At 71.4% G+C, this 22561-nt stretch carries 24 protein-coding genes, 3 pseudogenes and 1 riboswitch; of the genes and pseudogenes, 14 read left to right on the forward strand and 13 right to left on the reverse strand.

The window, feature by feature from the left end; all coding sequences use genetic code 11:
• Positions 1-168 precede the first annotated feature (168 nt).
• Both AB0M26_RS17520 and AB0M26_RS17525 read left to right on the forward strand, forming a co-directional pair.
• Positions 169-1119 carry a cytochrome c oxidase assembly protein gene (locus tag AB0M26_RS17520; RefSeq protein ID WP_365261488.1) on the forward strand — a complete coding sequence of 317 codons (951 nt, stop codon included), beginning with the start codon at positions 169-171 and terminating at the stop codon, positions 1117-1119.
• Between the two features lie 176 nt (positions 1120-1295).
• Positions 1296-1463 carry a hypothetical protein gene (locus AB0M26_RS17525; protein WP_365261491.1) on the forward strand — a complete coding sequence of 56 codons (168 nt, stop codon included), beginning with the start codon at positions 1296-1298 and terminating at the stop codon, positions 1461-1463.
• Positions 1464-1467: 4 nt separating this feature from the next.
• Here AB0M26_RS17525 and AB0M26_RS17530 read toward each other — a convergent pair.
• Positions 1468-1895 (reverse strand): annotated as a pseudogene (locus tag AB0M26_RS17530) (PPOX class F420-dependent oxidoreductase).
• Between the two features lie 540 nt (positions 1896-2435).
• Here AB0M26_RS17530 and AB0M26_RS17535 point away from each other — a divergent pair.
• Complete coding sequence (locus AB0M26_RS17535; protein WP_365261494.1) at positions 2436-3173, forward strand: lysophospholipid acyltransferase family protein; 738 nt, start codon at positions 2436-2438, stop codon at positions 3171-3173.
• 181 nt (positions 3174-3354) lie between these two features.
• On the opposite strand, the gene AB0M26_RS17540 is transcribed toward AB0M26_RS17535, so the two are convergent.
• From AB0M26_RS17540 to AB0M26_RS17575, 8 genes are all read right to left on the reverse strand, one after another.
• Positions 3355-4992 (reverse strand): alpha/beta hydrolase, encoded by a 1638-nt coding sequence (locus AB0M26_RS17540; protein ID WP_365261497.1) that lies wholly within the window; start codon positions 4990-4992, stop codon positions 3355-3357.
• A gap of 110 nt (positions 4993-5102) precedes the next feature.
• The gene (locus tag AB0M26_RS17545) at positions 5103-5876 is read right to left on the reverse strand and encodes an urease accessory protein UreD (RefSeq protein ID WP_365261500.1); all 774 of its coding nucleotides are present in this window, start codon (positions 5874-5876) and stop codon (positions 5103-5105) included.
• Entirely contained in the window at positions 5873-6571 is a 699-nt protein-coding gene (ureG, locus tag AB0M26_RS17550) for an urease accessory protein UreG (RefSeq protein WP_365261503.1), read from the reverse strand. Before ureG ends, AB0M26_RS17545 begins: the two co-directional genes overlap by 4 nt.
• A 133-nt stretch (positions 6572-6704) precedes the next feature.
• A complete protein-coding gene (locus tag AB0M26_RS17555; protein WP_365261506.1) occupies positions 6705-7493 on the reverse strand; it encodes an urease accessory UreF family protein in 789 nt (262 codons plus the stop codon).
• Between the two features lie 17 nt (positions 7494-7510).
• Positions 7511-9232: an urease subunit alpha gene (locus AB0M26_RS17560; protein ID WP_365261509.1), complete on the reverse strand. Its 1722-nt coding sequence runs from the start codon at positions 9230-9232 to the stop codon at positions 7511-7513.
• The gene (locus AB0M26_RS17565) at positions 9225-9536 is read right to left on the reverse strand and encodes an urease subunit beta (RefSeq protein WP_365261512.1); all 312 of its coding nucleotides are present in this window, start codon (positions 9534-9536) and stop codon (positions 9225-9227) included. The genes AB0M26_RS17560 and AB0M26_RS17565 overlap by 8 nt, the downstream gene beginning before the upstream one ends.
• A gap of 13 nt (positions 9537-9549) precedes the next feature.
• On the reverse strand, positions 9550-9852 hold the full coding sequence (locus tag AB0M26_RS17570) for an urease subunit gamma (protein ID WP_365261515.1): 303 nt from the start codon (positions 9850-9852) through the stop codon (positions 9550-9552).
• A gap of 672 nt (positions 9853-10524) precedes the next feature.
• Positions 10525-10839 carry a type II toxin-antitoxin system Phd/YefM family antitoxin gene (locus AB0M26_RS17575; protein ID WP_365261518.1) on the reverse strand — a complete coding sequence of 105 codons (315 nt, stop codon included), beginning with the start codon at positions 10837-10839 and terminating at the stop codon, positions 10525-10527.
• Between the two features lie 79 nt (positions 10840-10918).
• Here AB0M26_RS17575 and AB0M26_RS17580 point away from each other — a divergent pair, with 79 nt between their 5' ends.
• From AB0M26_RS17580 to AB0M26_RS17595, 4 genes and pseudogenes are all read left to right on the forward strand, one after another.
• The gene (locus AB0M26_RS17580) at positions 10919-11557 is read left to right on the forward strand and encodes an ATP-dependent Clp protease proteolytic subunit (RefSeq protein WP_365261521.1); all 639 of its coding nucleotides are present in this window, start codon (positions 10919-10921) and stop codon (positions 11555-11557) included.
• Positions 11558-11562: 5 nt separating this feature from the next.
• Positions 11563-11871 (forward strand): hypothetical protein, encoded by a 309-nt coding sequence (locus tag AB0M26_RS17585; protein ID WP_365261524.1) that lies wholly within the window; start codon positions 11563-11565, stop codon positions 11869-11871.
• 303 nt (positions 11872-12174) lie between these two features.
• A riboswitch (cyclic di-AMP (ydaO/yuaA leader) is annotated at positions 12175-12371 on the forward strand.
• Between the two features lie 2 nt (positions 12372-12373).
• Positions 12374-12493, forward strand: a pseudogene (locus AB0M26_RS17590) (NlpC/P60 family protein); the annotation flags it as partial.
• Between the two features lie 396 nt (positions 12494-12889).
• A pseudogene (locus tag AB0M26_RS17595) lies at positions 12890-13231 on the forward strand (NlpC/P60 family protein); the annotation flags it as partial.
• Positions 13232-13562: 331 nt separating this feature from the next.
• Here the strand turns inward: AB0M26_RS17595 and AB0M26_RS17600 are convergent.
• On the reverse strand, positions 13563-13991 hold the full coding sequence (locus AB0M26_RS17600) for an ATP-binding protein (RefSeq protein WP_365261527.1): 429 nt from the start codon (positions 13989-13991) through the stop codon (positions 13563-13565).
• Between the two features lie 266 nt (positions 13992-14257).
• On the opposite strand from AB0M26_RS17600, the gene AB0M26_RS17605 reads away from it, so the two are divergent.
• Together AB0M26_RS17605 and AB0M26_RS17610 are read left to right on the forward strand one after the other, a co-directional pair.
• On the forward strand, positions 14258-15181 hold the full coding sequence (locus AB0M26_RS17605) for a helix-turn-helix transcriptional regulator (protein WP_365261530.1): 924 nt from the start codon (positions 14258-14260) through the stop codon (positions 15179-15181).
• The gene (locus AB0M26_RS17610; protein ID WP_365261533.1) at positions 15126-15425 is read left to right on the forward strand and encodes a DUF397 domain-containing protein; all 300 of its coding nucleotides are present in this window, start codon (positions 15126-15128) and stop codon (positions 15423-15425) included. Before AB0M26_RS17605 ends, AB0M26_RS17610 begins: the two co-directional genes overlap by 56 nt.
• A gap of 42 nt (positions 15426-15467) precedes the next feature.
• Here the strand turns inward: AB0M26_RS17610 and AB0M26_RS17615 are convergent, their stop codons facing one another.
• On the reverse strand, positions 15468-16610 hold the full coding sequence (locus AB0M26_RS17615) for an 8-amino-7-oxononanoate synthase (protein ID WP_365261536.1): 1143 nt from the start codon (positions 16608-16610) through the stop codon (positions 15468-15470).
• A gap of 174 nt (positions 16611-16784) precedes the next feature.
• Here AB0M26_RS17615 and bioB point away from each other — a divergent pair, with 174 nt between their 5' ends.
• The 5 genes from bioB (at position 16785) to AB0M26_RS17640 (ending at position 22058) form a co-directional block, all read left to right on the forward strand.
• Positions 16785-18038, forward strand: a complete 1254-nt coding sequence (bioB, locus tag AB0M26_RS17620) for a biotin synthase BioB (RefSeq protein ID WP_365261539.1) — start codon at positions 16785-16787, stop codon at positions 18036-18038.
• A complete protein-coding gene (locus AB0M26_RS17625; protein ID WP_365261542.1) occupies positions 18031-19401 on the forward strand; it encodes an adenosylmethionine--8-amino-7-oxononanoate transaminase in 1371 nt (456 codons plus the stop codon). The genes bioB and AB0M26_RS17625 overlap by 8 nt, the downstream gene beginning before the upstream one ends.
• 101 nt (positions 19402-19502) lie before the next feature.
• Entirely contained in the window at positions 19503-20234 is a 732-nt protein-coding gene (bioD, locus tag AB0M26_RS17630) for a dethiobiotin synthase (protein WP_365261545.1), read from the forward strand.
• A 374-nt stretch (positions 20235-20608) separates the two neighbouring features.
• Positions 20609-21292 (forward strand): class I SAM-dependent methyltransferase, encoded by a 684-nt coding sequence (locus AB0M26_RS17635; protein WP_365261548.1) that lies wholly within the window; start codon positions 20609-20611, stop codon positions 21290-21292.
• A 133-nt stretch (positions 21293-21425) separates the two neighbouring features.
• On the forward strand, positions 21426-22058 hold the full coding sequence (locus AB0M26_RS17640; protein WP_365261551.1) for a RidA family protein: 633 nt from the start codon (positions 21426-21428) through the stop codon (positions 22056-22058).
• Here the strand turns inward: AB0M26_RS17640 and AB0M26_RS17645 are convergent.
• Positions 21949-22320 (reverse strand): fic family toxin-antitoxin system, toxin component, encoded by a 372-nt coding sequence (locus AB0M26_RS17645; RefSeq protein ID WP_365261554.1) that lies wholly within the window; start codon positions 22318-22320, stop codon positions 21949-21951. The two genes, AB0M26_RS17640 and AB0M26_RS17645, sit on opposite strands and share 110 nt — an antisense overlap.
• Entirely contained in the window at positions 22317-22541 is a 225-nt protein-coding gene (locus AB0M26_RS17650; RefSeq protein WP_365261557.1) for an antitoxin, read from the reverse strand. The genes AB0M26_RS17645 and AB0M26_RS17650 overlap by 4 nt, the downstream gene beginning before the upstream one ends.
• Positions 22542-22561: the final 20 nt, after the last annotated feature.

Here is a 22561-nt window from a genome sequence, read left to right on the forward strand (position 1 = left end):
GCACCGCAGATGCACCGCAGATGCACCGCAGATGCACCGCAGATGCACCGCAGATGCACCGCAGATGCACCGCAGATGCACCGCAGATGCACCGCCCCCGGCCGGAGCCCCGGCCGGGGGCGGTTCTACTCTGGGGCGGACGCATCGGCGCGAAACAGGAGCGAGTGGATGGATCACGGCGGGCACGGCATGACGATGGATCTGCCGCCGTTCACGCTGGGGCGGGGCCTTGCGTTCACCGGAGAGCCGTTCTTCCTGGTCGGTTCTCTGCTCGCGCTCGGTCTGTACGGGTGGGCGGTCGTCAGGCTGCGGCGGCGCGGTGACGCCTGGCCGGCGGGCCGTACAGTCTCGTTCGTCCTCGGAGTGCTCACGATCGCCGTAGTGATGTGCACCGCGCTCAACGACTACGGCATGGTCATGTTCAGCGTGCACATGGTGCAGCACATGGTGATCAGCATGCTGTCGCCGATCCTGCTGCTCCTGGGCGCACCCATCACGCTGGCCCTCCGGGCCCTGCCGTCGGCGCCGCGGGGACGCAAGGGACCGCGCGAGCTGCTGGTGGCCCTGCTGCACAGCAGGTACGTCCGGGTCGTCTCCCATCCGGCCTTCACCATCCCGCTGTTCATCGCCAGCCTCTACGCGCTCTACTTCACCCGGCTCTTCGACCTCCTCATGGGCAGCAAGCCGGGGCACATCGCGATGATGGTGCACTTTCTCGCCGTGGGACTCGCCTTCTTCTGGCCGATCATGGGCGTGGACCCCGGCCCGCACCGCCCGGGGTACGTGATGCGGATGCTGGAGCTCTTCTCCGGGATGCCGTTCCACGCCTTCTTCGGGATCGCGCTGATGATGGCGACCTCGCCAATGGTGGGCACCTACGAGCACCCTCCGGCGTCGCTGGGCATCGACGCCCTGGACGATCAGCAGTGGGCCGGCGGCATCGCCTGGGCCTTCAGCGAGATCCCGTCCGTGGTGGTGCTGGTGGCGCTGGTGTTCCAGTGGTATCAGTCCGAGCAGCGGCAGGCGCGGCGCAAGGACCGGGCCGCGGACCGGGACGGGGACAAGGAGTTGGAGGCGTACAACGCCTACCTCGCGTCCCTGCAGGCGCGCGGCCGCTAGATGTACTGACCCGGAGGGCCGTCCTCGTGGCGCCCGAGCCGCTCACCAGGGCGGTCGCCGCTCACCCCTGGGCAGTCCGGCCGGACAGTAGCGGCACGTGCCCCTCTGGGGGGACGATGGTCCTCTGGCCGCGCCCGGCGCATCTCGCGCCCGGGCTGCCGGGAGGAGGATGCGGGATGCCCGGATCTGCGAAGACCATGACGGTGCTGACGGTGACGGCTCTGGTCCTCGTGACCGCCTACACCGTGGCGCTCGGAAGCAGCGGCTGGCTCTGGTTCGGCTGGGTCGTGCTGGGCCTGATCACGATCGGTGTGGTGGCGACGGACCACACGCACAGCGCGTAACAGGTCAGTCCGCGACACCGCGGATGGCCAGGACCTTCTCGATCGCCACCGCACCAGCAGGATCTCGGGCGTGCTGTTGCGGGCCCCGTACGCCTGCGCTTGGTCCTCGCTCACGTAGCGTGCCGCGATCCGCGTGGCCCAGTGGCGTACCTCCGGCCGGTCGTCGCTCACCTTCGCGACGCCGTTGACGACGACGAAGGAGTACGGCGGCCGGTCGTCGTCCACGCAGAGTGCGAGCCGGCCGTCACGGGTGATGCTGCGGCCCTTCACGGAGGTCCTGCTGGTGTTGAAGACGAGATCACCGCCGTCCAGCAGGAACCAGACAGGCGCCACATGCGGGCCGCCGTCGGCGCGGGTCGTGGCGATCTTCGCGGTCCGGGTGCCTTCACCGAGGAAGGCGCGCCATTCCTCTTCGGTCATGGATGCGGCCATGATTGCTGGTTTCCTCACGGGCGGTACGGACGGCACCGGCGAGCAGGGCACCGCCCATAGGTGGGGGTGGCTAGGTGGGGCGGCGCACCGGTGGTCCGCCGGCTGCCCCTCCACCCTCGCCCGTTCCGAACCCCCCGACGAGGTGGATTCCCGAGCCGCTATGGTCAGAATCGGACAGCCCGCCCTCAACTCTCACCGGAGGGCGTTCACTCGCAGACACGCCCTCGGGCGGGCCGCTCGGACACGGCGCCCAGCGGAGCTCGCCCGCCCGGGCGCGCCCGTCCGTCCGAGGGCCACCCGTACCGGCGCGCCGCACCCGGCACGTATCCGGCGCGCCGCGCGACACCCACGGGCATCCGATCGGCCGCGATCTCATGCTTCCTGATGGCTTGTCAGCAATGAAGGGCATCAGGACAGGATTGATACAAGGAGAGGTTCTTACACCGGACGGCGCATACACATAGACTGAGCCCCCGAAAAACGCCGTTGACCTGGCAAGACCCAGGTCTGAGCCGATCCGGAAGCGTGAGGAACGCCTGCGTGTTCTACTACGTGCTCAAGTACGTGCTCATCGGGCCAATGCTGCGACTGGTGTTCCGCCCCAGGATCGAGGGCTTGGAACATGTGCCGGAGGAGGGCCCGGCGATCATCGCGGGCAACCATCTGTCGTTCTCCGACCACTTCCTGATGCCGACGATGCTCAAGCGCCGGATCACCTTCCTCGCGAAGGCGGAGTACTTCACCGGCCCCGGCATCAAGGGCCGGCTCACCGCGTTCTTCTTCCGCAGCGCGGGCCAGATCCCCGTCGACCGCTCGGGCCGGAACGCCGCCCAGGCCGCGATCACCGAAGGTCTCGGCGTCCTCGCCAAGGACGAGTTGCTCGGTATCTATCCGGAGGGCACCCGCTCCCACGACGGGCGCCTCTACAAGGGCCGCGTGGGCGTGGCGGCCATGGCGCTCAAGGCGGGAGTCAAGGTCGTGCCGTGCGCCATGGTGGGCACCTTCGAACTCCAGCCCCCCGGCCGCGTCATCCCCCGCTTCGGCATCGGCCGGGTGACCATCCGCTTCGGCAAGCCCATGGACTTCTCGCGCTACGACGGCATGTCCGAGGAGCGTACGGCGGTACGTGCGGTCACGGACGAGATCATGTACGAGATCATGCAGCTCTCCGGTCAGGAGTACGTCGACCGGTACGCCCCGGAGGTCAAGGCCGAGCAGGAAGCCGAGGCCGCGGCCCAGGCGCAGCAGCGGCGCAGACCGCGGCTCCGCCGCCAGTAGCGCGTGCCGCGGTCACGCAAGGCCCCATTACGCAAGGCCCCATTACGCAAGGCACTCCTCACGCCAGGCACTCCCCTCACGCAAGGCCCCCCGCACGCAAGGCGCCCCCTTCATGCATGAAGCGGGGACGGCCGAGTTCCGGCCGTCCCCGCTTCGAGTGCCGCCCGCGCCGCGACCGAGGTCAGTGCACGGTGGGCAGATCCGATGCGGCCGCCTTCATCCTCGCGGCGGACCCGCCGGCCTCCGGCTTCGGCGTCTCGTGCGGTTTGCACGTGACGTCCTTGCGGTCGACGTTGCCCTTCAGCAGGTAGCCGTCCACCCGGTCGTTGATGCAGGAGTTGACCAGGCCGGTGACCCCGTGGGATCCGGCGTCCTTCTCGGTGATGAGGCGCGAGCGCTCCAGGCGCTTGTGCAGTTCGACGGCGCCGTCGTAAGGAGTGGCGGCGTCACGGGTGGACTGCACGATGAGCACCGGCGGAAGACCCTTGCCGGACTTGACGTTCAGCGGGGTCTGCTGGCGATCGGGCCAGGTGGCGCACGGCAGGTTCAGCCAGGCGTTGGACCAGGTGAGGAAGGGGTAGTCCTTGTGGAGCCGGGTGTTGTCCCGGTCCCACCGCTTCCAGCTGGTGGGCCACTTGGCGTCGGCGCACTCGACGGCGGTGTAGACGGCATTGCCGTTCTCCGAGGAGATGTTCCCCGCAGTATCGGACATGTCGGGTGCAGCAGCCTCGACGAGTGCCTTCTCGTCACCGCCGAGGTACTTGCTCCACACCCCCGCGACCTCGGTCCAGGCCGAGTCGTAGTACGGGGCGCTCTGGAAGAGACCGAGCAACTCGGCCGGGCCGACGACCCCGCCGATCGGGCTCTTCTTGGCGGCGGCCCGCAGCTTCTCCCACTGCTTCTGGACCTTCTCCGGGGTATTGCCGATGTGGTAGGCGGCGTCGTTCTTCGCGACCCACGCCTTCCAGTCGTCCCACCGCATCTCGAAGGCCACGTCCTGGTCCAGGTTGGCCTGGTACCAGATCTTCTCCCGCGACGGGTTGACCACGCTGTCCACCACCATGCGGCGGACGTGGTCCGGGAAGAGCGTGGCGTACGCGGCTCCGAGGTAGGTGCCGTAGGAGACCCCGAGGAAGTTGAGCTTCCTGTCACCGAGGGCGGCCCGGATGACGTCCAGGTCGCGGGCGGTGTTCGGGGTGGTCATGTGCCGCAGTATCGAACCGCTGCGCTCCTTGCAGCCGTCGGCGTACTCCCGGGCGAGTTTGCGCTGCGCCAGCTTGTCCGCCTCGGTGTCGGGCACCGGGTCGAGCTTCGGGGCCTTCACGAACTCCTGTGGGTCCATGCAGGAGATGGGCGCCGAGTGCCCCACGCCGCGCGGGTCGAAGCCCACGAAGTCGTAGGCCTTGGCGGTCTTCTCCCACAGCGGGTTCTTGGTCGTGACCCGGAGCGGGAAGCGCATCCCCGAACCGCCGGGGCCGCCGGGGTTGTAGACCAGGGAGCCCTGACGCTCACCGGCCCTGCCGGTCGAACGGGCCCGGTCCACGGCGATCTTGATGGTCTTGCCGTTGGGCTTCGCGTAGTCGACGGGAACGGTGACCCAGCCGCACTGGACGGGCTTCTCGAGCCCCCAGTCCTTGGGACAGTCCTTCCAGTCGATGCCCTTCTGCGCGGCCCTTTCCGCCGCGATCCGGACGCCTCGGGCTTCGGCGTCGCGGGACTTCTGCTGTCCGGCGCTGGCACTCGGAGCCGCCATGGCGCCCGCGATCAGCGTTCCCGCTATCAGAGTGCCGGCGGAGCCGAGCACCGCACTGCGTCTCACAATCTTTCCCCCTGCTAGGTCCGCCGCGTGGTCATGCGGCAATGATCACAGACTTGCAGGGGGATCCTTTCGTCTTCTTACCTCTGAGCGATAGATCGTACGGTTGTTCTTTACCAAGCCGACAACTTCCATGCTTCCTCCAGCAGTCGGCGCAGGCCGAGGGCGTCGGGGGCAACGGCGGTCGCCAGGACGGCGGGTCCGGCCAGCGGCGCGAGGACGGCTTCGCCGGTCTCCGCACCGCCCCCGAGCACCCGCGCCTCGCGCGGCCTGTCCTCGAACTCCGGTGCCACAATGAGGAGTTGGCCCACGGCGCGATGATCTCCCAGCACGGCCGGGCCGTCCCATCCGGGTACCCCGGGACCGTACGCGGTCTCCTGGTCCAGAAGGGGACGGCCGTCTCTGCGTACGGTGATCCGGGTGGCGAGCCGTCCCGGAACCTCGCCGGTGCGCCCGAGCACCTGTTCCTCGCGCAGGACCAACCGGGCTGAGGGCGCGAGTTCGACACGCGTCGTCATGCGCAGATCGCTGCCCCGCGCGGAGATCAACGGTTCGGGCAGCCAGCGCAGGACGGCCTCCTCCCCCACGGTCAGCCCGACGTCGTAGGACGCAGACGCCGGGTCGCGTCCGGGGAGGGCGACCGTCGCCGCGGCCGCCGTGACGCGCAGGGCGGCACCCGGCTCCACGGTCGCGTCGATCCGTAGGCGGTCGCCGCCCAGCGGGGCGCTCATGGCCCCGATGACGCACACCGCGGCTTCGCCCCTCTGCGCACGGACGCGGCGCAGCGCCAGCGGGGCTTCGCTGTCGAGCACGGGGAGGGCGGTGCCACCGCGTCCGTCGGCCGCGGCCGTGATGCGCGCCGCGGCCCGTACGCTCGTGGGGCTCACGCCGCCGGGTCCGCGGTCCAGGCGGCGAGCCGCTCGCGCACCCAGTCGGCGACCGGCTTCACCCCGTCCTCGCCGACGAGCGAGGTGAGGACGACGGGGAGTTCGCCACGCTGGGTCCCGGCGTCCCGCGCCATGCGGTCGAGGTCGGAGCCCACGTACGGGGCGAGGTCGGTCTTGTTGACGACGAGCAGGTCGGCCGTGGTCACTCCCGGGCCGCCCTTGCGCGGGATGTCGTCGCCGCCCGCGACGTCGATGACGAAGATCTGCGCGTCGACCAGGCCCCGGGAAAAGGTGGCGGTCAAGTTGTCGCCTCCGGACTCGACGAGGACGAGGTCCAGCGGCCCGACCGCGTCCTCGAGGTCCTCGACCGCCTCCAGATTCGCGGAGATGTCGTCGCGGATGGCGGTGTGCGGGCAGGCTCCGGTCTCGACGGCGGTGATGCGCTCGGCGGGGAGCACGGCGTTGCGGAGCAGGAACTCGGCGTCCTCGCGCGTGTAGATGTCGTTGGTGACGACGGCGACGGAGAACTCCTCGCGCAGGGTCCGGCACAGCGCCGCCACGGTCGCGGTCTTGCCGGAGCCGACCGGACCGCCGAGACCGATGCGCAGGGCGCGGCGTGTGCCGTCGGGGCGCGTGGCGGCCGGGGCGCTGTAGGTGTGCCGCTGGGGAAAGGTCTCCGCGTGGTCGAGATGCATGACGGCTCCGGTGGATTGGGGGGCGACGGACGGTGTGGGCCGTTCGCAGGCGTCCGTACGGTCGGGGCCCGGGCCCGTGTTCAAAGTAGCGTCGCCCGCCCGAGGGGGGCGGACGGGACCCTGAAGGCGGGCCCTAGGAGGCGAAGAGGCGTACGGACCAGGCGGCGTGGCGCTCGGCGGCGATGTCGGACAGCGGGCCGGAGCCGGCGGGCAGTGCGTCGACGCCCTCGCTGCGCGCCCGTTCGGCGGCGTGGGCGGCCCGCGTGGTGACGCCGTCCATTTCCGGGGCGAGCCGTGCCGACACGGCAGTGGCCTGGAAGGGATCGAGCCCAAGGAGTCGTACGGCGGCGGTCGCCGGACCACCGACGGACTCGTACGCCGCCACGTGCGCGGCGTCGAGCGGCGACAGCCCGGCGGCGCGCGCGGCGACACCGAGGACCACGGGCTGGTGCGCACCGCGTGGCCGCGCCGCGGCCAGCGCGTCGAGGAGGGGCGACGGCCAGGCTGCCCGGGCGGCGCGCATCATCTGCCGTCCGAGCCGCCGGGCGGTCGTACGGAGCGCGGGTACGGGCGTACGGGCGTCGGCCGCGTCGTCCACCAGCAGTGGATCGACACCGGCCGCCGCGGCGGCCGCGAGCCCGGCCGCGGTCAGGCCCGCGGTGTGCAACCTGCCGCGGCAGAACGCCTCCAGCGTCGCCGCGTCCCTGATCCGGCCGGCGGCGACGGCGGCCTCGACTCCGCCCGAGTGGGCGTGCCCCCCGGCGGGGAAACGGCCGTCGGCGAGCACGAGCAGGGCGGCGCGTGCGGGGCGCGGGGCCGCGGCCGGCCCGGCTGTCGTCCCGGGCGCGGGTCCGGGTTCCGCACGGGAGGATCCGGGAGGGCCGGGCGCCTCCCACGTGATGCTGTCCACGGTGCTGCTCATGGTCGTACGCTCCCGGCTCAGAAGAGGAAGTACCGCTGCGCCATGGGCAGTTCGGCCGCGGGTTCCGGGTCGACCGGCTCGCCGTCGACCGTGACCGTGAACGTGTCGGGGTCGACGGTGACGCTCGGGCAGGCATCGTTCTCCCGCATGTCGGTCTTGCCGACACCCCGCGTGCTGCGGATCGGGGCGAACCGCTTGCCCAGCCCGAGCCGTTCGGGCAGATCGTCCTCGATCGCCGCGGGGGCCACGAAGTTGAACGAGTTGGCGGCCGGGGCGCGGCCGATCCCGCCGAACATCGGCCGGGGCATCACCGGCTGCGGCGTGGGGATGGACGCGTTGGCATCGCCCATCTGCGCGTACGCGATCTGACCGCCCTTGATGACGAGTTGGGGCTTGACCCCGAAGAACGCCGGGTCCCACAGCACGAGATCGGCCAGCTTGCCGGTCTCCACCGAGCCGATCTCGTGGTCGAGCCCCTGGGCCGTGGCCGGATTGATCGTGTACTTGGCGACGTATCGCCGAGCGCGGTGGTTGTCCGCGCGCCCGTCCCCGGGCAGCGCGCCCCGGCGCCGCTTCATCACATGCGCGGTCTGCCAGGTGCGCAGCACGACTTCACCGACGCGCCCCATCGCCTGGGAATCGGAGGAGATGATCGAGATGGCACCGAGGTCGTGCAGGACGTCCTCGGCGGCGATGGTGCTGGGGCGGATACGGGACTCGGCGAAGGCGAGGTCCTCCGGCACGGCCGGGTTGAGGTGATGACAGACCATCAGCATGTCGAGGTGTTCCTCGACGGTGTTGACGGTGTGCGGCCGGGTCGGATTGGTCGAGCTGGGAAGGACGTTGGGCTCGGCGACCACGGTGATGATGTCCGGCGCGTGCCCGCCCCCGGCACCTTCGGTGTGGTACGCGTGGATGGAGCGGCCGTCGATGGCGGCGAGGGTGTCGCCGACGAAGCCTGCCTCGTTCAGCGTGTCGGTGTGGATGGCGAGCTGCGCGCCCGTCTCCTCGCACACGTCCAGGCAGGCGGCGATGGCGGCCGGGGTGGCACCCCAGTCCTCGTGAATCTTGAATCCCAGGGCGCCGCCGCGGAGTTGGCTGTGCATGGCGTCGCGGGAGACCGTGTTCCCCTTTCCCAGCAGCCCGATGTTGAGCGGGTATGCCTCCAGCGCCTCGAACATCCGGGCAAGGTGCCACGGCCCCGGGGTGACGGTGGTCGCCTTGGTGCCTTCGGCCGGCCCCGTACCCCCGCCGATGAGCGTGGTGATCCCGGCGGCGAGGGCCTCGTCGGCGATCCGCGGGCAGATGAAGTGGACGTGTGCGTCGATGGCACCCGCGGTGAGGATCTTCCCGTTGCCGGCGATGACTTCGGTCTCCGGCCCGATGACGAGACCGGAATCCACCCCGTCCATGGTGTCGGGGTTGCCGGCCTTGCCGATGCCGCTGATGCGGCCGTCGCGGACACCGATGTCCGCCTTGATCACACCCCAGTGGTCGATCACGACGGCACCGGTGATGACGGTGTCGGGTGCGCCCTCGGCCCGGGTCGTACGGGCCTGGCCCATCGACTCGCGGATCACCTTGCCGCCTCCGAAGACCGCTTCGTCGCCCGCGGTGCCGGGCCCTCCGGCCAGGTCGCGTTCGATCTCCACGAGGAGGTCGGTGTCTGCGAGGCGGATGCGGTCGCCGGTCGTGGGCCCGAAGAGGTCGGCGTAGGCGGCACGGGACAGTTCAGGCATCGAGCGGACCTCCGGTCTCGCCGCGCAGGCCGGCCACGATCCGCCGGCCTCCGATCGGCACGAGTTCCACCTCGGCGGGGATGCCGGGTTCGAAGCGGGCCGCGGTGCCGGCTGGGATGTTCAGCCGCAGCCCACGGGCGGCCGCGCGGTCGAACTCCAGACCCGGGTTGGCCTCGGCGAAGTGATAGTGGGAACCGACCTGTACGGGGCGGTCGGCGGCGTTGAGGACGGTGAGGCGGGTGACGGGGCGGCCGTCGCCCTGGACGACGGGCCCGGCCGCGTACAGCACTTCTCCGGGGATCATGCGCACACACCCCTCAGGCGATCGGGTCGTGGACGGTGACGAGCTTGGTGCCGTCGGGGAAGGTCGCCTCCACCTGGACGTCGTGGATCATCTCGGGGATGCCGTCCATGACCTCGTCACGGGTGAGCACCTTGCGCCCCGAGGACATCAGCTCGGCGACGGTACGGCCGTCGCGCGCGCCTTCGAGGATGTGCACGGTGATGAGGGCGACGGCCTCGGGGTGGTTGAGCTTCACACCGCGGGCCCTGCGCTTCTCGGCCACGTCGGCGGCCACATGGATCAGCAGCCGTTCCTGCTCGTGCGGGGTCAGTTGCACGCTTGGCACCTCACTGTCGTCGACCTCCCGTACGCCGGTGCGGCACCGCCCGGCCGCGGTGCCGGTGCGGTGTGACCAGCAGGTCTACCGCACTCCGGGCCCGTCCGGTGCACCAACACGACATGCGGCTCCGCTCGGTGTGCGCCGCCGTTGCGCAGGCCGGTGCGCCCCCAGTCGAAGGTTTGCCCGGTAGCGAGGCGTCCCGGTGCGGTCGTTTGCAGGGCGGCGGATCGGCCTCGTAGTGGGCCTACTCGGCTGATCCGGCAACGCAGCAGACGGCCTTGCCAGGGCGGCGGCGGGGCAGACCTTGGCGAGGATGACCCTAGTTCCGCAGCGTTTCGGTGGCGTTAACTGCTGCCGTCACGGGCGTCCACGGACGTCTGAGTCCGGCGATCACGTCCGGCAGCGGCGCGGGGTCTTCGGGAGGCCCGGCCGAAGGGCGAAGGCGCTGCGGGCGGGAGTGAACGGGCCCCGTCGGCGCTCTTGCGCCTTTGCTCGTCGGCGCTCGTGCGCCGGGTGCACGTCGGGTGCTCGTGCGCCGGGTGCACGTCGGGTGCTCGTGCGCCGGGTGCACGTCGGCGCTCTTGCGCCACTGCTCGTGCGGCGCAGGCCGCTGCGCTTCCCGGAGCGTGGCCGCCCGCGCCTGCCGTCCCTCTCCACGGCGGGCCGGATCTAGCGCTCCGTGCGCCCCCGACGGCGGTCGTCGCCTGCCGGGTCGCGGTGTTCCGCCGCGATGCCGAAGCGGCGCCGTTCGTCAGGGGCGGACGCGCCGGTCCGCACCGCCGAGACCGTGCTGATCACCTGTTCCTCACCGACCTCGGCCCCGGCGTCGGCCTCCTCGAGCCGCTGCAGGTCAGCGGCGGAGACCAGCGCGACGAGCGGTTTGCCGTGGCGCGTCACGACCACCCGCTCCCCGCCGTAGACGACGCGGTTGATCAGGTCGGCCAGCTCGGCGCGCGCTTGCGTCACCGGAATCTCGTACGCCATGCTCCCCATCCTAACAAGCTGTACGTCCTGTACATTCTTTACAGAGGCTCGAAGCCACTCGATGGATGAGGTGTCGTCGATGGACCGTCCGACCGCCCGTTACGTCCCGCCCTGGTTCACAGAGCGCACCGGTTCCGGGACCCGCACGACGGATCCGTTCTCCGAGCTCCTCGAGGAGCGCATCGTCCTTCTCGGCACGCCGATCGACGACGCCACGGCGAATGAGGTGATGGCGCAGCTCATCCAGCTCGAACACGCCGCCCCCGACCGGGACATCTCGCTCTACGTCAACTCCCCCGGCGGCTCGATGACCGCGATGTCGGCCGTCCACGACACGATGCGGTTCGTCGGCTGCGACATCGAAACCGTGTGCCTGGGCCAGGCCGCCTCGTCGGCCGCGGTGCTGCTGGCCGCCGGAACCCCGGGGAAGCGCCTGATGCTCCCCGGCTCCCGCGTGATCATTCAGCAGCCCCGGCTGCCGGAACCCGTCGAGGGGCAGGTGAGGGACCTGGAGATCCAGGCAGCGGAGATGCTGCGCCTACGAGCGATGCTGGAGGAGTTGCTCGTACGGCACACCGGGCAGCCGGCTGAGCGGATCACCGCCGACATCGAGCGGGACACCGTCTTCGACGCGGAAGCGGCCGTGGCGTACGGGCTCGCCGACCGCATCGTGGAGAACCGCAGGAAGGCGCCCGGCCTCCTGTCCGGCGGGAGGTGAACGGCGTGCTGCCGCCCGAACTGCCACCCCTGCCGGCCCTCACGCACGCCGAGAGCGATCTGGTGGACCGTTTCCTGGAGGTGCTCGACCTCGTGGGCCGCATCAACCCGGCCCGCTCCTCCGACACGTACGGCGGGCTGCGCGCCGCCCAGGCCCTGGTGGGCAGAGCGGCCGCGCTGCGGGACGCCCTGACCCTGATGCATGAGCGGGGGGAGAGTTCGATCCACGCGACGACGCTGGCGCGCGCACTGCGGGTGCTTGACGGCGAGCGGCGGGCGGCCCGGGTCACCCTCCCTCCGGCAGGGGAGAGTTGACGACCCGTCGCCCGGACCGGGGGGCTCGGTACGGCCGAACGTGTTCGCCCGATCGACGGACCGTCAGGTCCCGCATGACATTGATCGACTTGCGATCGGACCACGGGGTGAGACGCGCCCCACACCGCTCTCCCGCTGGTACGGAGCCTGCCGATGTGTCGGATACGGCGACGAGGAAACCCTTCCGACGGCTAAATGCGTCAAATGTGACTAAGGCAACAAGAGGTCGTTTCGATCGGAAATCTGCCGGTTGTTGCGTGACGATCCGTTAGACGACAAGCCCCTGCCACGGCGGTGGGGCGGTCCGCGCGGACGCCGAATCCTGCCGCCGCACGGACGTCCGGTCGACACCAGTGGATCGGCAGGAGTGGAGGACCCGAGCAGTCCGGGGCGCCGGGAGACCGGCCGCTCCTTGGGGTGAAGCCGCTTCGGCGGCCGGGCATTCTTCGCCTGCCCGAACCCGACAGGTCACCCTTCACAGGCGGCTGACGAAGGGGTGCGCATGACCGCGCATGCACAAGTCCCGTCCCTCCTCGGCCGGGCCGGCGCCGCATCGGCGCTCACCCTGGCAGCCGTCGGCGGCGCGCTTCTCACGCCGGGGTCCGCCACGAAGGCGTACGCAGTGCCGCCGCCCGGCCCGGACTCGTCCCAGATCCAGAGCGGAATGCTCGGGGCGCAAGCGTCCGGATTCGATCAGCGGATGCCCGACGGCGATCAGTTCGAGTTCATGGAGGACGAGCCGTCCTTCAGCGGACCTGCCGCCGGTAGACCACCGGAATCCCTGCCGGGTACGCCCGGCATCGGACTGGAGGGTGCACGCCCCTCCGCGGAACCGGGCCGGCCGAGCGCGCCGCAGACTCAGTACCACCCGCCCGAGAAGGAAGCGGCGAAGCCGGACCGCCCCGCGAAGCACGCGAAGCCGGACCGGCCCGCGAGGGACGGGAAGCCGGCCGCTGACCGCCCCAAGGCTCCCAAGGCCGAGAAGCCCGCCAAGCCGGGCCACGCGCAGCACCTCGGGTCCCGGGCCCTCCGGATCGCCAACTCCAAGCGCGGCGCTCCCTACCGCTACGGTGCCTCGGGCCCGGAGAGCTTCGACTGTTCGGGCCTGACCGTCTACGCGTACAAATCCGTGGGCAAGCAGCTGCCCCGGACCGCCTCGGCCCAGTACAACTCGACCCGCCGCGTTGCGGCAGCCGGCCGGCGCCCCGGCGATCTCGTCTTCTTCGGTGCCGGTCGCGGCGTCTACCACGTGGGCATCTACGCGGGCGACGGGAAGGTCGTGCACTCCCCCAAGGCCGGTTCGGTGGTGAGGGTCGATCCGATCTGGTCGAACGACGTCGCCTACGGCCGGGTGGACTGAGACTCCCTCACACGAGCCCGGCGGACGGAACGTTCGGCGGGAGCCCGGTCATCGGGCGGCTGCCCGGGCACGCGGCCCTGTACGTGCCCGGGCCGCGGCCCGGGCGGGCGCTTGCGGACCGGTCGCACACGGGCACCGTTCGGCACGGGCCGCTGTCACCGCCGGAGCCGGGCGGATCACGGAGCCGAGGACGCCCCGGAGCCGGGGACGCCCCGAGCCGGGCGGATCACGGAGCCGGGCGGATCACGGGCCGAAGAGGCTCGGAGCCAGCGCACCCAGGAGCCGGTCGCGCACGGCGTCGATCACACGCACAGGCACGTACGGCCGTCGGTCACGGAGCCGGGACCGGCCAGGGGAGGGCGATCCAGACGGTCTTGCCGCCCTCAGCCGTCGGCGTGACCGAGAGCTTGCCACCGGACTCGGCCGTGAGGCTTCGGATGATCACCATCCCCCGGCCGTTGTCCTGCTGGACGGCGGCGGGCAGCCGCCTCGGTCTTCGCGGGTGACTGTCCGTGACACCGATGCGCAGCTGCTCGTCGCGGTCGAGCTGGATGTCCACGGTGAAGGTGGGCGAAAGGCCGAGCGTGTGGACCACGGCGTTGGTGGCGAGTTCGGACACGATGAGCCGTACGGTGTCGGCGCACTCCGCGCTCTCCGGCAGACCCCACTCCGCGAGCACGGCGCTGACATACCGGCGGGCCGCCGTGACGGAGGCAGGGTCGCTCGGGTAGGTGATGGATGCTTCATGATGGTCTGCCATCGCGGACGCGGTCCCTTTCCCGCCGAGGCCGTGGTCCGACGCGTTGTACGCATACGGAAACGACGCCGGAGCCGCCCTCCGACGACTCCTTCGGCCAGACTGCCACCGATGCGCCCGGTGCGGGGTGCGATCCACCGGGATGTGCACATATCTGTCGCTCGATGCGGTGAACTCTGCGCCGGAAACCCGCATTTGGGCTCACACTGACGCACGGGCGGGTGCACGCTGCCGCCCGACAGCGGCGCTTGGAGGAGCGGGGGAGCCCCATGCAGTACGGTCCCGCGGTGCGCCGCCGCAAGCTCGGCGAGGAGCTGCGGCGCCAGCGCGACATCGCCGGTCTGACCAGCGGCGAAGCCGGTCGCCTCGCCGGGTGGCACCAGTCGAAGGTGAGCCGGATCGAGACCGGGCGCAGCGGTGTCAAGGCCGAGGACGTGACCCGGCTGCTCGATGTGTACGGGGTGACCGACCCCGAACTGCGGTCGCTGCTCGTGGCTCTCGCGAACTCCGACGCCAACGGCGGTCAGCGGGCGTGGTGGCACGCCTATCGCGAGCTTCTGCCGTCCGCCTACCGGGACTTCATCAGTCTGGAGGCGGAGGCCGTACGCGCCAGAACGCTGGAGACGCTGGTGGTGCCGGGACTGCTGCAGACGGCCCGCTACGCCCGCGCGGTGACGCGGGCCGCGCTCGGGGCGCTGCCTGCGCGGCGCATCGACGAGCTGGTGGACGTACGGATCGCTCGGCAGGACGTTCTGCGGGCGAACCCCCCGCTGGAGCTCCACGCGGTGCTGGACGAGGCGGTGTTGCGGCGGGAGGTCGAGTCTCCCGAAGTGATGGCCGAGCAGCTCGAACATCTGGTCACGGTCGGATCGCTGCCCCAAGTCCGGGTCCAGGTCCTGCCGTTCGCCCACGGCATGCACATCGGAGTCACCGGCCCTTTCGTTATTTTCTCATTCCCGCTCAGCGATGATCTAGATGTGGTCGTACTTGACCATTTGACAAGTAGTCTCTACCTCGAACGGAATGAGGATCTCAGGGCGTACAGCGAGGCATTCGACACGCTGAGGGGGCGCGCCCTCCCGTGTGACGAATCGTTGGCCTTCATCGCCGCGATCGGCGATTCCCTGAGGAGGCGCAATGCCCACCCCCCACGAACACCCCGTCCCCCACACCCCCTGTCCACCCTCCACTGACCGCCTGCCGGGCCTGAGTTGGCGGCGCAGCAGCCACAGCACCGGCATGAACAACTGCGTGGAGACTGCCGTCGTCGGCACAGCCGTCCCCACCGGATCCGCCGACGGCTCCGGCCGGTCCGGCCTCCGGGTGGCCGTGCGCGATTCGAAGGACACCGCGGGGCCCGCGCTCCTCTTCTCCCCCGCCGCCTGGGAGTTGTTCTTACGGGACGTGCGCGTGGGGCGGTTCGGCGGCCTGAGTTGACGACCCCCGCAACGGGCCGGTGCCCAGCTCCGGCACGATCCCTCAGGCCGCCGGTGCCGCCGCGGTGATCACCGCGACCGCGTCCGCGATCTGACCGTCGGTGAGGTCGGCGCGGGCGGTCAGCCGCAGCCGCGAGATGCCGTCGGGCACGGACGGGGGGCGGAAGCAGCCCACCACCAGCCCGGCGGCCCGGCAGTCGGCGGCCCAGCGGACCGCCGCGTCGGGAGAGGGAGCCCGTACGGAGACCACGGACGCGTCCGGCCGGGCAGCGGCCAGCCCCGCCCCCGTGAGCAGGCGGTACAGCTCGGAGGCGACCTCGCGGGCCCGCGTCGCACGCTCCGGCTCGCGGGCCAGCATCCGCAGGCTCGCGAGTGCGGCGCCCGCCGCGGCCGGGGCGAGCCCGGTGTCGAAGATGAAGGTCCTGGCCGTGTTCACCAGATGCTCGATGACACGCGCCGGCCCGAGGACGGCTCCGCCCTGGCTTCCCAGGGACTTCGACAGCGTGACCGTGGTGACGACGTCCGGCGCGCCCGCAAGTCCGGCCGCGTGCAGCGCGCCTCGCCCGCCCTCGCCCAGCACGCCCAGCCCGTGGGCGTCGTCGACGAGCAGCGCCGCGCCGCCCGTTCGGCAGGCGGCGGCCAGTTCCCGCAGTGGTGCGGCGTCGCCGTCGACGGAGAAGACCGAATCGGTGACGGCCAGGGCCCTCCCGTCGTGACCGTCCAGGGACTTGGCCACCGCCCCCGGATCGGAGTGCGGGACGACGGCGGTCTCGGCGCGGGAGAGCCGGCAGCCGTCGATGAGCGAGGCGTGGTTCGCCGCGTCGGAGACGACGAGCGTGTCCCGGCCGCTCAGCGCGGTGACGGCGGCGAGGTTGGCGGCGTAGCCCGAGGACAGGACGAGTGCGGCCTCGAATCCGCAGAAGGCCGCCAGCTCGCTCTCCAGCTCGGCGTGGAGTTCGGTGCTGCCGGTGACCAGACGCGAGCCGGTGGAGCCCGCCCCCCACCGCCGGGCGGCATGGGCGGCGGCGCTGGTGACCTCGGGGTGGCGGGAGAGGCCCAGATAGTCGTTGCTCGCCAGGTCGAGAAGCGGCGAGTCGGCGGCGCGCGGGCGCAGGGCGCGTACGAGCCCGGCACGGCGGCGCGCCTGCGCCTGCTCGTCGATCCAGTCGAACGGGTCGTGGGGCATCGGCCGTCCCTCGCGTCGGTCACAGGAGCCCGGGCGGTCCCGGAATTGGGCTGCGCCCCAAACCGTAATGGGCGGACGCGCTGGTCATGGTGTGGCGATACACACACCTCATTCGGGGCCTGTTGTGCGGTCCCTCCTTGGCCGGGAGCCGTGCCGTAGGCGAGGATCAGCGCCATGGAGCTGCTGAACACGCTGGTGGACAAGGGGCTGCGACGCGAGCTGCCCACCCGGGACGAGGCCCTGGCCGTACTGGCCACGTCGGACGACGACCTGCTCGATGTGGTGGCGGCCGCCGGGAAGGTGCGCCGCCAGTGGTTCGGGCGGCGGGTGAAGCTCAACTACCTCGTCAACCTCAAGTCCGGTCTGTGCCCGGAGGACTGCTCGTACTGTTCCCAGCGGCTCGGCTCGAAGGCCGAGATCCTCAAGTACACATGGCTGAAGCCGGACGAGGCGGCGGCCGCCGCGGGCGCAGGTGTCGCGGGCGGCGCCAAGCGCGTATGCCTGGTCGCCAGCGGACGCGGTCCGACCGACCGTGACGTGGACCGGGTCTCGAAGACCATCGAGGCCATCAAGGAGCAGAACGAGGGCATCGAGGTGTGCGCATGTCTGGGACTGCTCTCCGAGGGGCAGGCCGGCCGGCTGCGCGAGGCGGGCGCCGACGCGTACAACCACAACCTCAACACCTCTGAAGCCACATACGGGGACATCACGACCACCCACACCTACGCGGACCGCGTCTCGACCGTGCAGCAGGCCCAGGCCGCCGGGCTGTCCGCCTGCTCCGGGCTCATCGCCGGCATGGGCGAGACGGACGAGGACCTGGTGGACGTGGTCTTCTCGCTGCGCGAGCTGGACCCGGACTCGGTGCCGGTGAACTTCCTCATCCCCTTCGACGGCACGCCGCTGGCGAAGGAGTGGAACCTCACCCCGCAGAGGGCGCTGCGCATCCTGGCGATGGTCCGGTTCGTCTGCCCGGACGTCGAGGTACGGCTCGCGGGCGGGCGCGAAGTGCACCTGCGCTCGCTCCAGCCGCTGGCACTGCACCTCGTCAACTCGATCTTCCTCGGCGACTATCTGACGAGTGAGGGCCAGGCGGGCAAGGCCGATCTCGAGATGATCGCGGACGCGGGCTTCGAGGTGGAGGGCGCTGGTACGACCACGCTTCCCCGGCACCGGGCGGAGGCTCTGGCCGAATCCCTGGCGGCGGTCGGTGGCGGATGCGGTTCGCACGGCGGAGGCGGCGGCTGCGGGCCGTGCGGCGACAGTGGCGGGACGGAGACGCCCGAGCAGGCGCCCGGGCACGCACCAGAGTCGGCATCCGGGCATGCACCAGAGCCGGCACCCGCGGCAGCGGCCGGAGCGGCCCGTACGGACCTGGTGACGGTGCGCCGTCGTGGCGCGGGCACTGACCTCGCCCCCAATGCCTGACCGCCTCGCGGGAGCGGCGCCGTCGGGGGGTGCGGACGCGGTGCCTGCGAACGTGCCCGCCCCCCGGACGCTGACCACCGGCGAGGTGCTCGCCCTCGACCGGCAGCACGTGTGGCACCCGTACGGTCCGATGCCCGGGCGTCAGGAGCCGCTCGTCATCGCGTCGGCGTCGGGCGTACGACTGCGGCTGGCCGAACCGGCGGAGGGCCACACCGAACTCGTCGACGGCATGGCCTCGTGGTGGTCGGCGATCCACGGCTACAACCACCCAGTCCTCAACGAGGCCGCGCAGGCACAGCTCGGCCGGATGAGCCATGTGATGTTCGGCGGTCTCACGCACGAGCCCGCCGTCCGGCTCGCCGCCCGACTCGTGGAGATCACGCCCGAACCGCTGCAGCACGTCTTCCTTGCCGACTCCGGCTCGGTGTCCGTCGAGGTCGCGGTCAAGATGTGCCTGCAGTACTGGCGGTCGGCCGGACGGCCCGGCAAGCAGCGGCTGCTGACCTGGCGCGGCGGCTATCACGGCGACACCTGGCAGCCGATGGCCGTGTGCGACCCGGACGGCGGGATGCACCGGCTCTGGTCCGGTGTCCTGCCGCAACAGATCTTCGCCGACGCACCTCCAGCCGGCTTCGGGGCCGAGCCGGACGCGGCGTACGAGGCCCACCTGCGGGAGCTGATCGGGCGTCACGCCGACGAACTCGCCGCGGTCATCGTCGAACCGGTGGTCCAGGGCGCGGGAGGCATGCGCTTCCACTCCCCCGGCTATCTGCGGGTGCTGCGGGAGGCGTGCGACGAACACGGCGTGCTGCTCGTCCTGGACGAGATCGCGACCGGCTTCGGGCGTACGGGCGCGCTGTTCGCGGCCGAGCACGCCGGGATCTCGCCCGATGTGATGTGCCTCGGCAAAGCTCTCACCGGCGGCTATCTGACGATGGCGGCGACCCTGTGCACTTCACGGGTGGCCGAGGGGATCTCGCGCGGCGAGGTCCCCATGCTCGCCCACGGCCCGACGTTCATGGGCAATCCGCTGGCCGCGGCCGTCTCCGAGGCCTCGATCGATCTGCTGCTGGCCCACGACTGGCAGCAGGAGGTCAAGCGGATCGAGGCGGGCCTGCGGGACGGGCTGGCGGGGGCGTTGGAGCTGCCGGGCGTCCGGGACGTACGCGTGCTGGGCGCGATCGGCGTCGTCCAGCTCGACCACGAGGCGGACATGGAGGCGGCGACACGGGCGGCGGTGTGCGAGGGGGTGTGGCTGCGGCCGTTCCGCGACCTGCTCTACACCATGCCGCCGTACATCACCGGTGACGACGACGTGGCCCGCATCTGCGCGGCGGTACGGTCGGCCGCGACGGCGGGCTGAAGACCCGGCACTGCAGGTCGGGTCACGGCAGGTCGGGTCACGGCACCTCGCGACTCCGCACGGCACCGGCAACGGCAACGAGGAAAGGCACGCGAGCGGTCATGACGGTTGTTGTCGTCACGGGGACGGGCACGGAGATCGGCAAGACGGTCACCACCGCGGCGGTGGCGGCGCTCGCGGCCCGCCAGGGCCGGTCGGTGGCCGTCCTCAAGCCCGCGCAGACGGGCGTGGGCGCCGCCGAGCCGGGGGACGCGGCGGAGGTCGCGCGGCTCGCCGGACAGGTGACGACGGCCGAACTCGCCCGGTTTCCCGAGCCGTTGGCACCCGAAACGGCAGCCCGACGGGCGGGGCTTCCTCCTGTGGGCCCGAAGGCGGTCGCCGAGGCGGCGAAGAAGCTGGGCGCCGACCACGACATGGTCCTGGTCGAGGGCGCGGGCGGTCTGCTCGTACGCTTCGACGACGACGGCGGCACGCTCGCCGACGCGGCCCGTCTGCTGGGCGCCCCCGTCCTGGTCGTCGTCCAGGCCGGGCTCGGCACGCTCAACGTCACGGCGCTCACGGCGGAGGCGCTGCGGGCCCGGCACGTGGAGTGCGCGGGCGTGGTGATCGGAAGCTGGCCCGCGGCGCCGGGCCTGGCGGAGCGCTGCAACCTCGCCGACCTCCCGGCCGCGGCGGACGCGCCTCTGCTCGGCGCGATCCCGGAGGGCGCGGGGGCTCTCTCCCCCGCCGACTTCCGCGCTTCCGCGGGCTCATGGCTGGCGCCTCGCCTGGGCGGCGCATGGGACGCCGCGGCTTTCACGGCGCGGACGGCGGCGGAGGCGGGAACCCGTTAGCCGCAGGCCATACGTCCCTGCCCGCATGCCCCGATCCGCTCGCCCCTGCCCGCATGCCCCGATCCGCGCGCCCTGCCCGCACGCCCGATCCGCACGCCCTGCCCGCACGCCCGATCCGCACGCCCCGGTCCGTGCCCGCCCTTGCGCCCGGCCGGTGCCGGGTAGTGGCCCGGCAGCGCCGCGTTCAGGATCGGTCGGGCCTTTCCGGCCGGGACTGCCCAGCCAGGACTGCCGATACGAGCGGCGGGTCCATGCTCGCGGCCGCGCTTCCCGGGACACACTTTGCGGGACGGGAGCCGCGCGCACGGTGGAAAGCGGCCTCACACGGGGGAGAATCCTCCTGTCCCGCACACCGGAGGACGAGGGGTGACGCCATGGCGCTGCGCAGCGGCAGGTCTCCGAAGGACACCGTGCACCATCCGCTGTTCGCCCGCTTCTACGCCCGGCTGAGCGTCTCCGCCGAGACGCGGGCCGGAATCGGCGCCCACCGCGCCGAGTTGCTCGCCGGGCTGTCCGGGCGCGTCATCGAGATCGGTGCCGGTAACGGGCTGAACTTCGCCCATTACCCCGCGCAGGTCTCCGAGGTCGTGGCCATTGAACCGGAGCGGAATCTGCGGCGCATGGCGACGACGGCCGCGCTGCGGGCCGAAGTACCGGTCGACGTCGCGCCGGGGGCCGCGGAGGCGCTGCCGGTGAAGAGCGAGGCGTTCGACGCCGCCGTCGTGTCGCTGGTGCTGTGCAGCGTACGTGACCTGCCGCGGGCCCTGCGGGAGATCCGCCGTGTCCTGCGGCCGGGCGGTGAGCTGCGGTTCTACGAGCACGGGCGCGCCGAGGGACGGGCCATGGCGGTCACCCAGCAGGCGCTGGACCGTACGGTGTGGCCGCTGCTGTTCGGCGGCTGTCACACGGGCCGGGACACGCTGGCCGCACTGGAGGGAGCCGGCTTCGAGATCGGTCCGTACCGGCGGCTTCGCGTCCCGGAGCAGGGACCACGACTGCCGTCCTCCTTCCATGTCCTGGGCACGGCGCGGCGGCCCCAGGCCCCGGTTTCGAAGTAGGGTCGTCCGCCCGAAGGGCGGGCCCCGCGGCGTCCGTGCATGCGATCGGGCCCCTCGCTACCGGGCAGACCTCGGCGGGGGGCGGCACCGGCTCCCTAGGAGGGCGGTGCGTGTGCTGTGGGAGCCTGGCTCGATGGAACGCGTACGCAAGACGGTCGAATCCGGGTCGCCGCTCGAACCGCGCATCGGTTTCTCACGGGCGGTCCGCGAAGGCGCTCATGTTGCGGTTTCCGGCACTGCTCCCATCGGGGATGACGGGACCACCGTGGGTCAGGGCGACGTCCGCGCCCAGACCGTCCGGTGCCTGGACATCGCAGAGGCCGCGCTCCGGGAGGCAGGAGCTTCGCTGGAGGACGTCGTCCGGACCCGCATCATGCTCACGGACGTGAGGCGTTGGCGGGAAGCCGCGCAAGCTCATGGAGAGCGGTTCGCGTCGGTGCGGCCGGCCTGCACGTTCGTGGAGGTCTCGCGGTTCATCGACCCTGACTGGCTCGTCGAGGTGGACGTCGACGCCATTCGACCAGTGCCTCTCCGCTCGGAGCCGTACGTCGGATCCCGTACCGCCGGCGGCGCGAACCGTACCCCCTGGGCGCCGCGGGACCCGCGCGGAGGTCGGGACGGATATCCCGCCCACCGGGCACCCCGCCACCGGATCCTCAGAAACTCCAGGTGCGCAGTTCGTCGGCGATGGCGCGGACGTCCGCCGAGCCGTCCTTCACCAGACGCGCGAGGTCCCGTACCTGCTCCGGCGAGATGGTCACCTTGACCCCGCTGGCGACGAGATACGCGTAGGCGACGGCGGAGGCGAACATGGCGTTGGACCGTTCCAGCGCCGGTACGTGCAGCAGCAGTTGCAGCAGTGAGGCCGCGCGGTCCTGCGGGTCGGTGTAGACGGGAACGCCGAATATCTCCGCCTCGTGCCGGCTGACGGCGGCGACGAGAGCGCCCCAGTCGGTGACCGGCGGGTCCCCCGGGGTGTGCTGTTCGGCGATCATGAGGAGCCAGGAGAGGTCGATGCGCAGGCTCAACGGTTCTTGCGCTCCTCGCCGAACTCGTCGGCGAACACGTGCTCGTACTGCTTCATGAAATCGGAGGCGGCTTCCACGAACGCGTGCCCGGCTTCGCCCGCGTCCTGGCGGACCAGTTCTTCGATGTACCGGTTCATGCTGAGGCCCCGCTGGAGCGCTCGCTGTCTCGCGGTCTCGGCGGTCGATTCGTCCACGCGGACGTTCAGCTGTGTTTTCGCCACCCCACTAAGCTAGCGGTCTT

This window comes from Streptomyces sp. NPDC051776, assembly GCF_040681345.1.
Classification (GTDB): domain Bacteria; phylum Actinomycetota; class Actinomycetes; order Streptomycetales; family Streptomycetaceae; genus Streptomyces.

Excerpts from the sequence above, each read along its gene's own strand:
- AB0M26_RS17580 (WP_365261521.1), top strand. The coding sequence starts at position 10,919 with ATGGACCGTCCGACCGCCCGTTACGTCCCGCCCTGGTTCACAGAGCGC.
- AB0M26_RS17610 (WP_365261533.1), top strand. The coding sequence starts at position 15,126 with ATGCCCACCCCCCACGAACACCCCGTCCCCCACACCCCCTGTCCACCC.
- AB0M26_RS17525 (WP_365261491.1), top strand. The coding sequence starts at position 1,296 with ATGCCCGGATCTGCGAAGACCATGACGGTGCTGACGGTGACGGCTCTG.
- AB0M26_RS17640 (WP_365261551.1), top strand. The coding sequence starts at position 21,426 with ATGGAACGCGTACGCAAGACGGTCGAATCCGGGTCGCCGCTCGAACCG.
- ureG (WP_365261503.1), bottom strand. The coding sequence starts at position 6,571 with ATGCATCTCGACCACGCGGAGACCTTTCCCCAGCGGCACACCTACAGC.
- AB0M26_RS17635 (WP_365261548.1), top strand. The coding sequence starts at position 20,609 with ATGGCGCTGCGCAGCGGCAGGTCTCCGAAGGACACCGTGCACCATCCG.
- AB0M26_RS17560 (WP_365261509.1), bottom strand. The coding sequence starts at position 9,232 with ATGCCTGAACTGTCCCGTGCCGCCTACGCCGACCTCTTCGGGCCCACG.
- AB0M26_RS17600 (WP_365261527.1), bottom strand. The coding sequence starts at position 13,991 with ATGGCAGACCATCATGAAGCATCCATCACCTACCCGAGCGACCCTGCC.
- bioD (WP_365261545.1), top strand. The coding sequence starts at position 19,503 with ATGACGGTTGTTGTCGTCACGGGGACGGGCACGGAGATCGGCAAGACG.
- AB0M26_RS17575 (WP_365261518.1), bottom strand. The coding sequence starts at position 10,839 with ATGGCGTACGAGATTCCGGTGACGCAAGCGCGCGCCGAGCTGGCCGAC.
- AB0M26_RS17555 (WP_365261506.1), bottom strand. The coding sequence starts at position 7,493 with ATGAGCAGCACCGTGGACAGCATCACGTGGGAGGCGCCCGGCCCTCCC.
- AB0M26_RS17625 (WP_365261542.1), top strand. The coding sequence starts at position 18,031 with ATGCCTGACCGCCTCGCGGGAGCGGCGCCGTCGGGGGGTGCGGACGCG.
- AB0M26_RS17565 (WP_365261512.1), bottom strand. The coding sequence starts at position 9,536 with ATGATCCCCGGAGAAGTGCTGTACGCGGCCGGGCCCGTCGTCCAGGGC.
- bioB (WP_365261539.1), top strand. The coding sequence starts at position 16,785 with ATGGAGCTGCTGAACACGCTGGTGGACAAGGGGCTGCGACGCGAGCTG.
- AB0M26_RS17605 (WP_365261530.1), top strand. The coding sequence starts at position 14,258 with ATGCAGTACGGTCCCGCGGTGCGCCGCCGCAAGCTCGGCGAGGAGCTG.
- AB0M26_RS17520 (WP_365261488.1), top strand. The coding sequence starts at position 169 with ATGGATCACGGCGGGCACGGCATGACGATGGATCTGCCGCCGTTCACG.
- AB0M26_RS17615 (WP_365261536.1), bottom strand. The coding sequence starts at position 16,610 with ATGCCCCACGACCCGTTCGACTGGATCGACGAGCAGGCGCAGGCGCGC.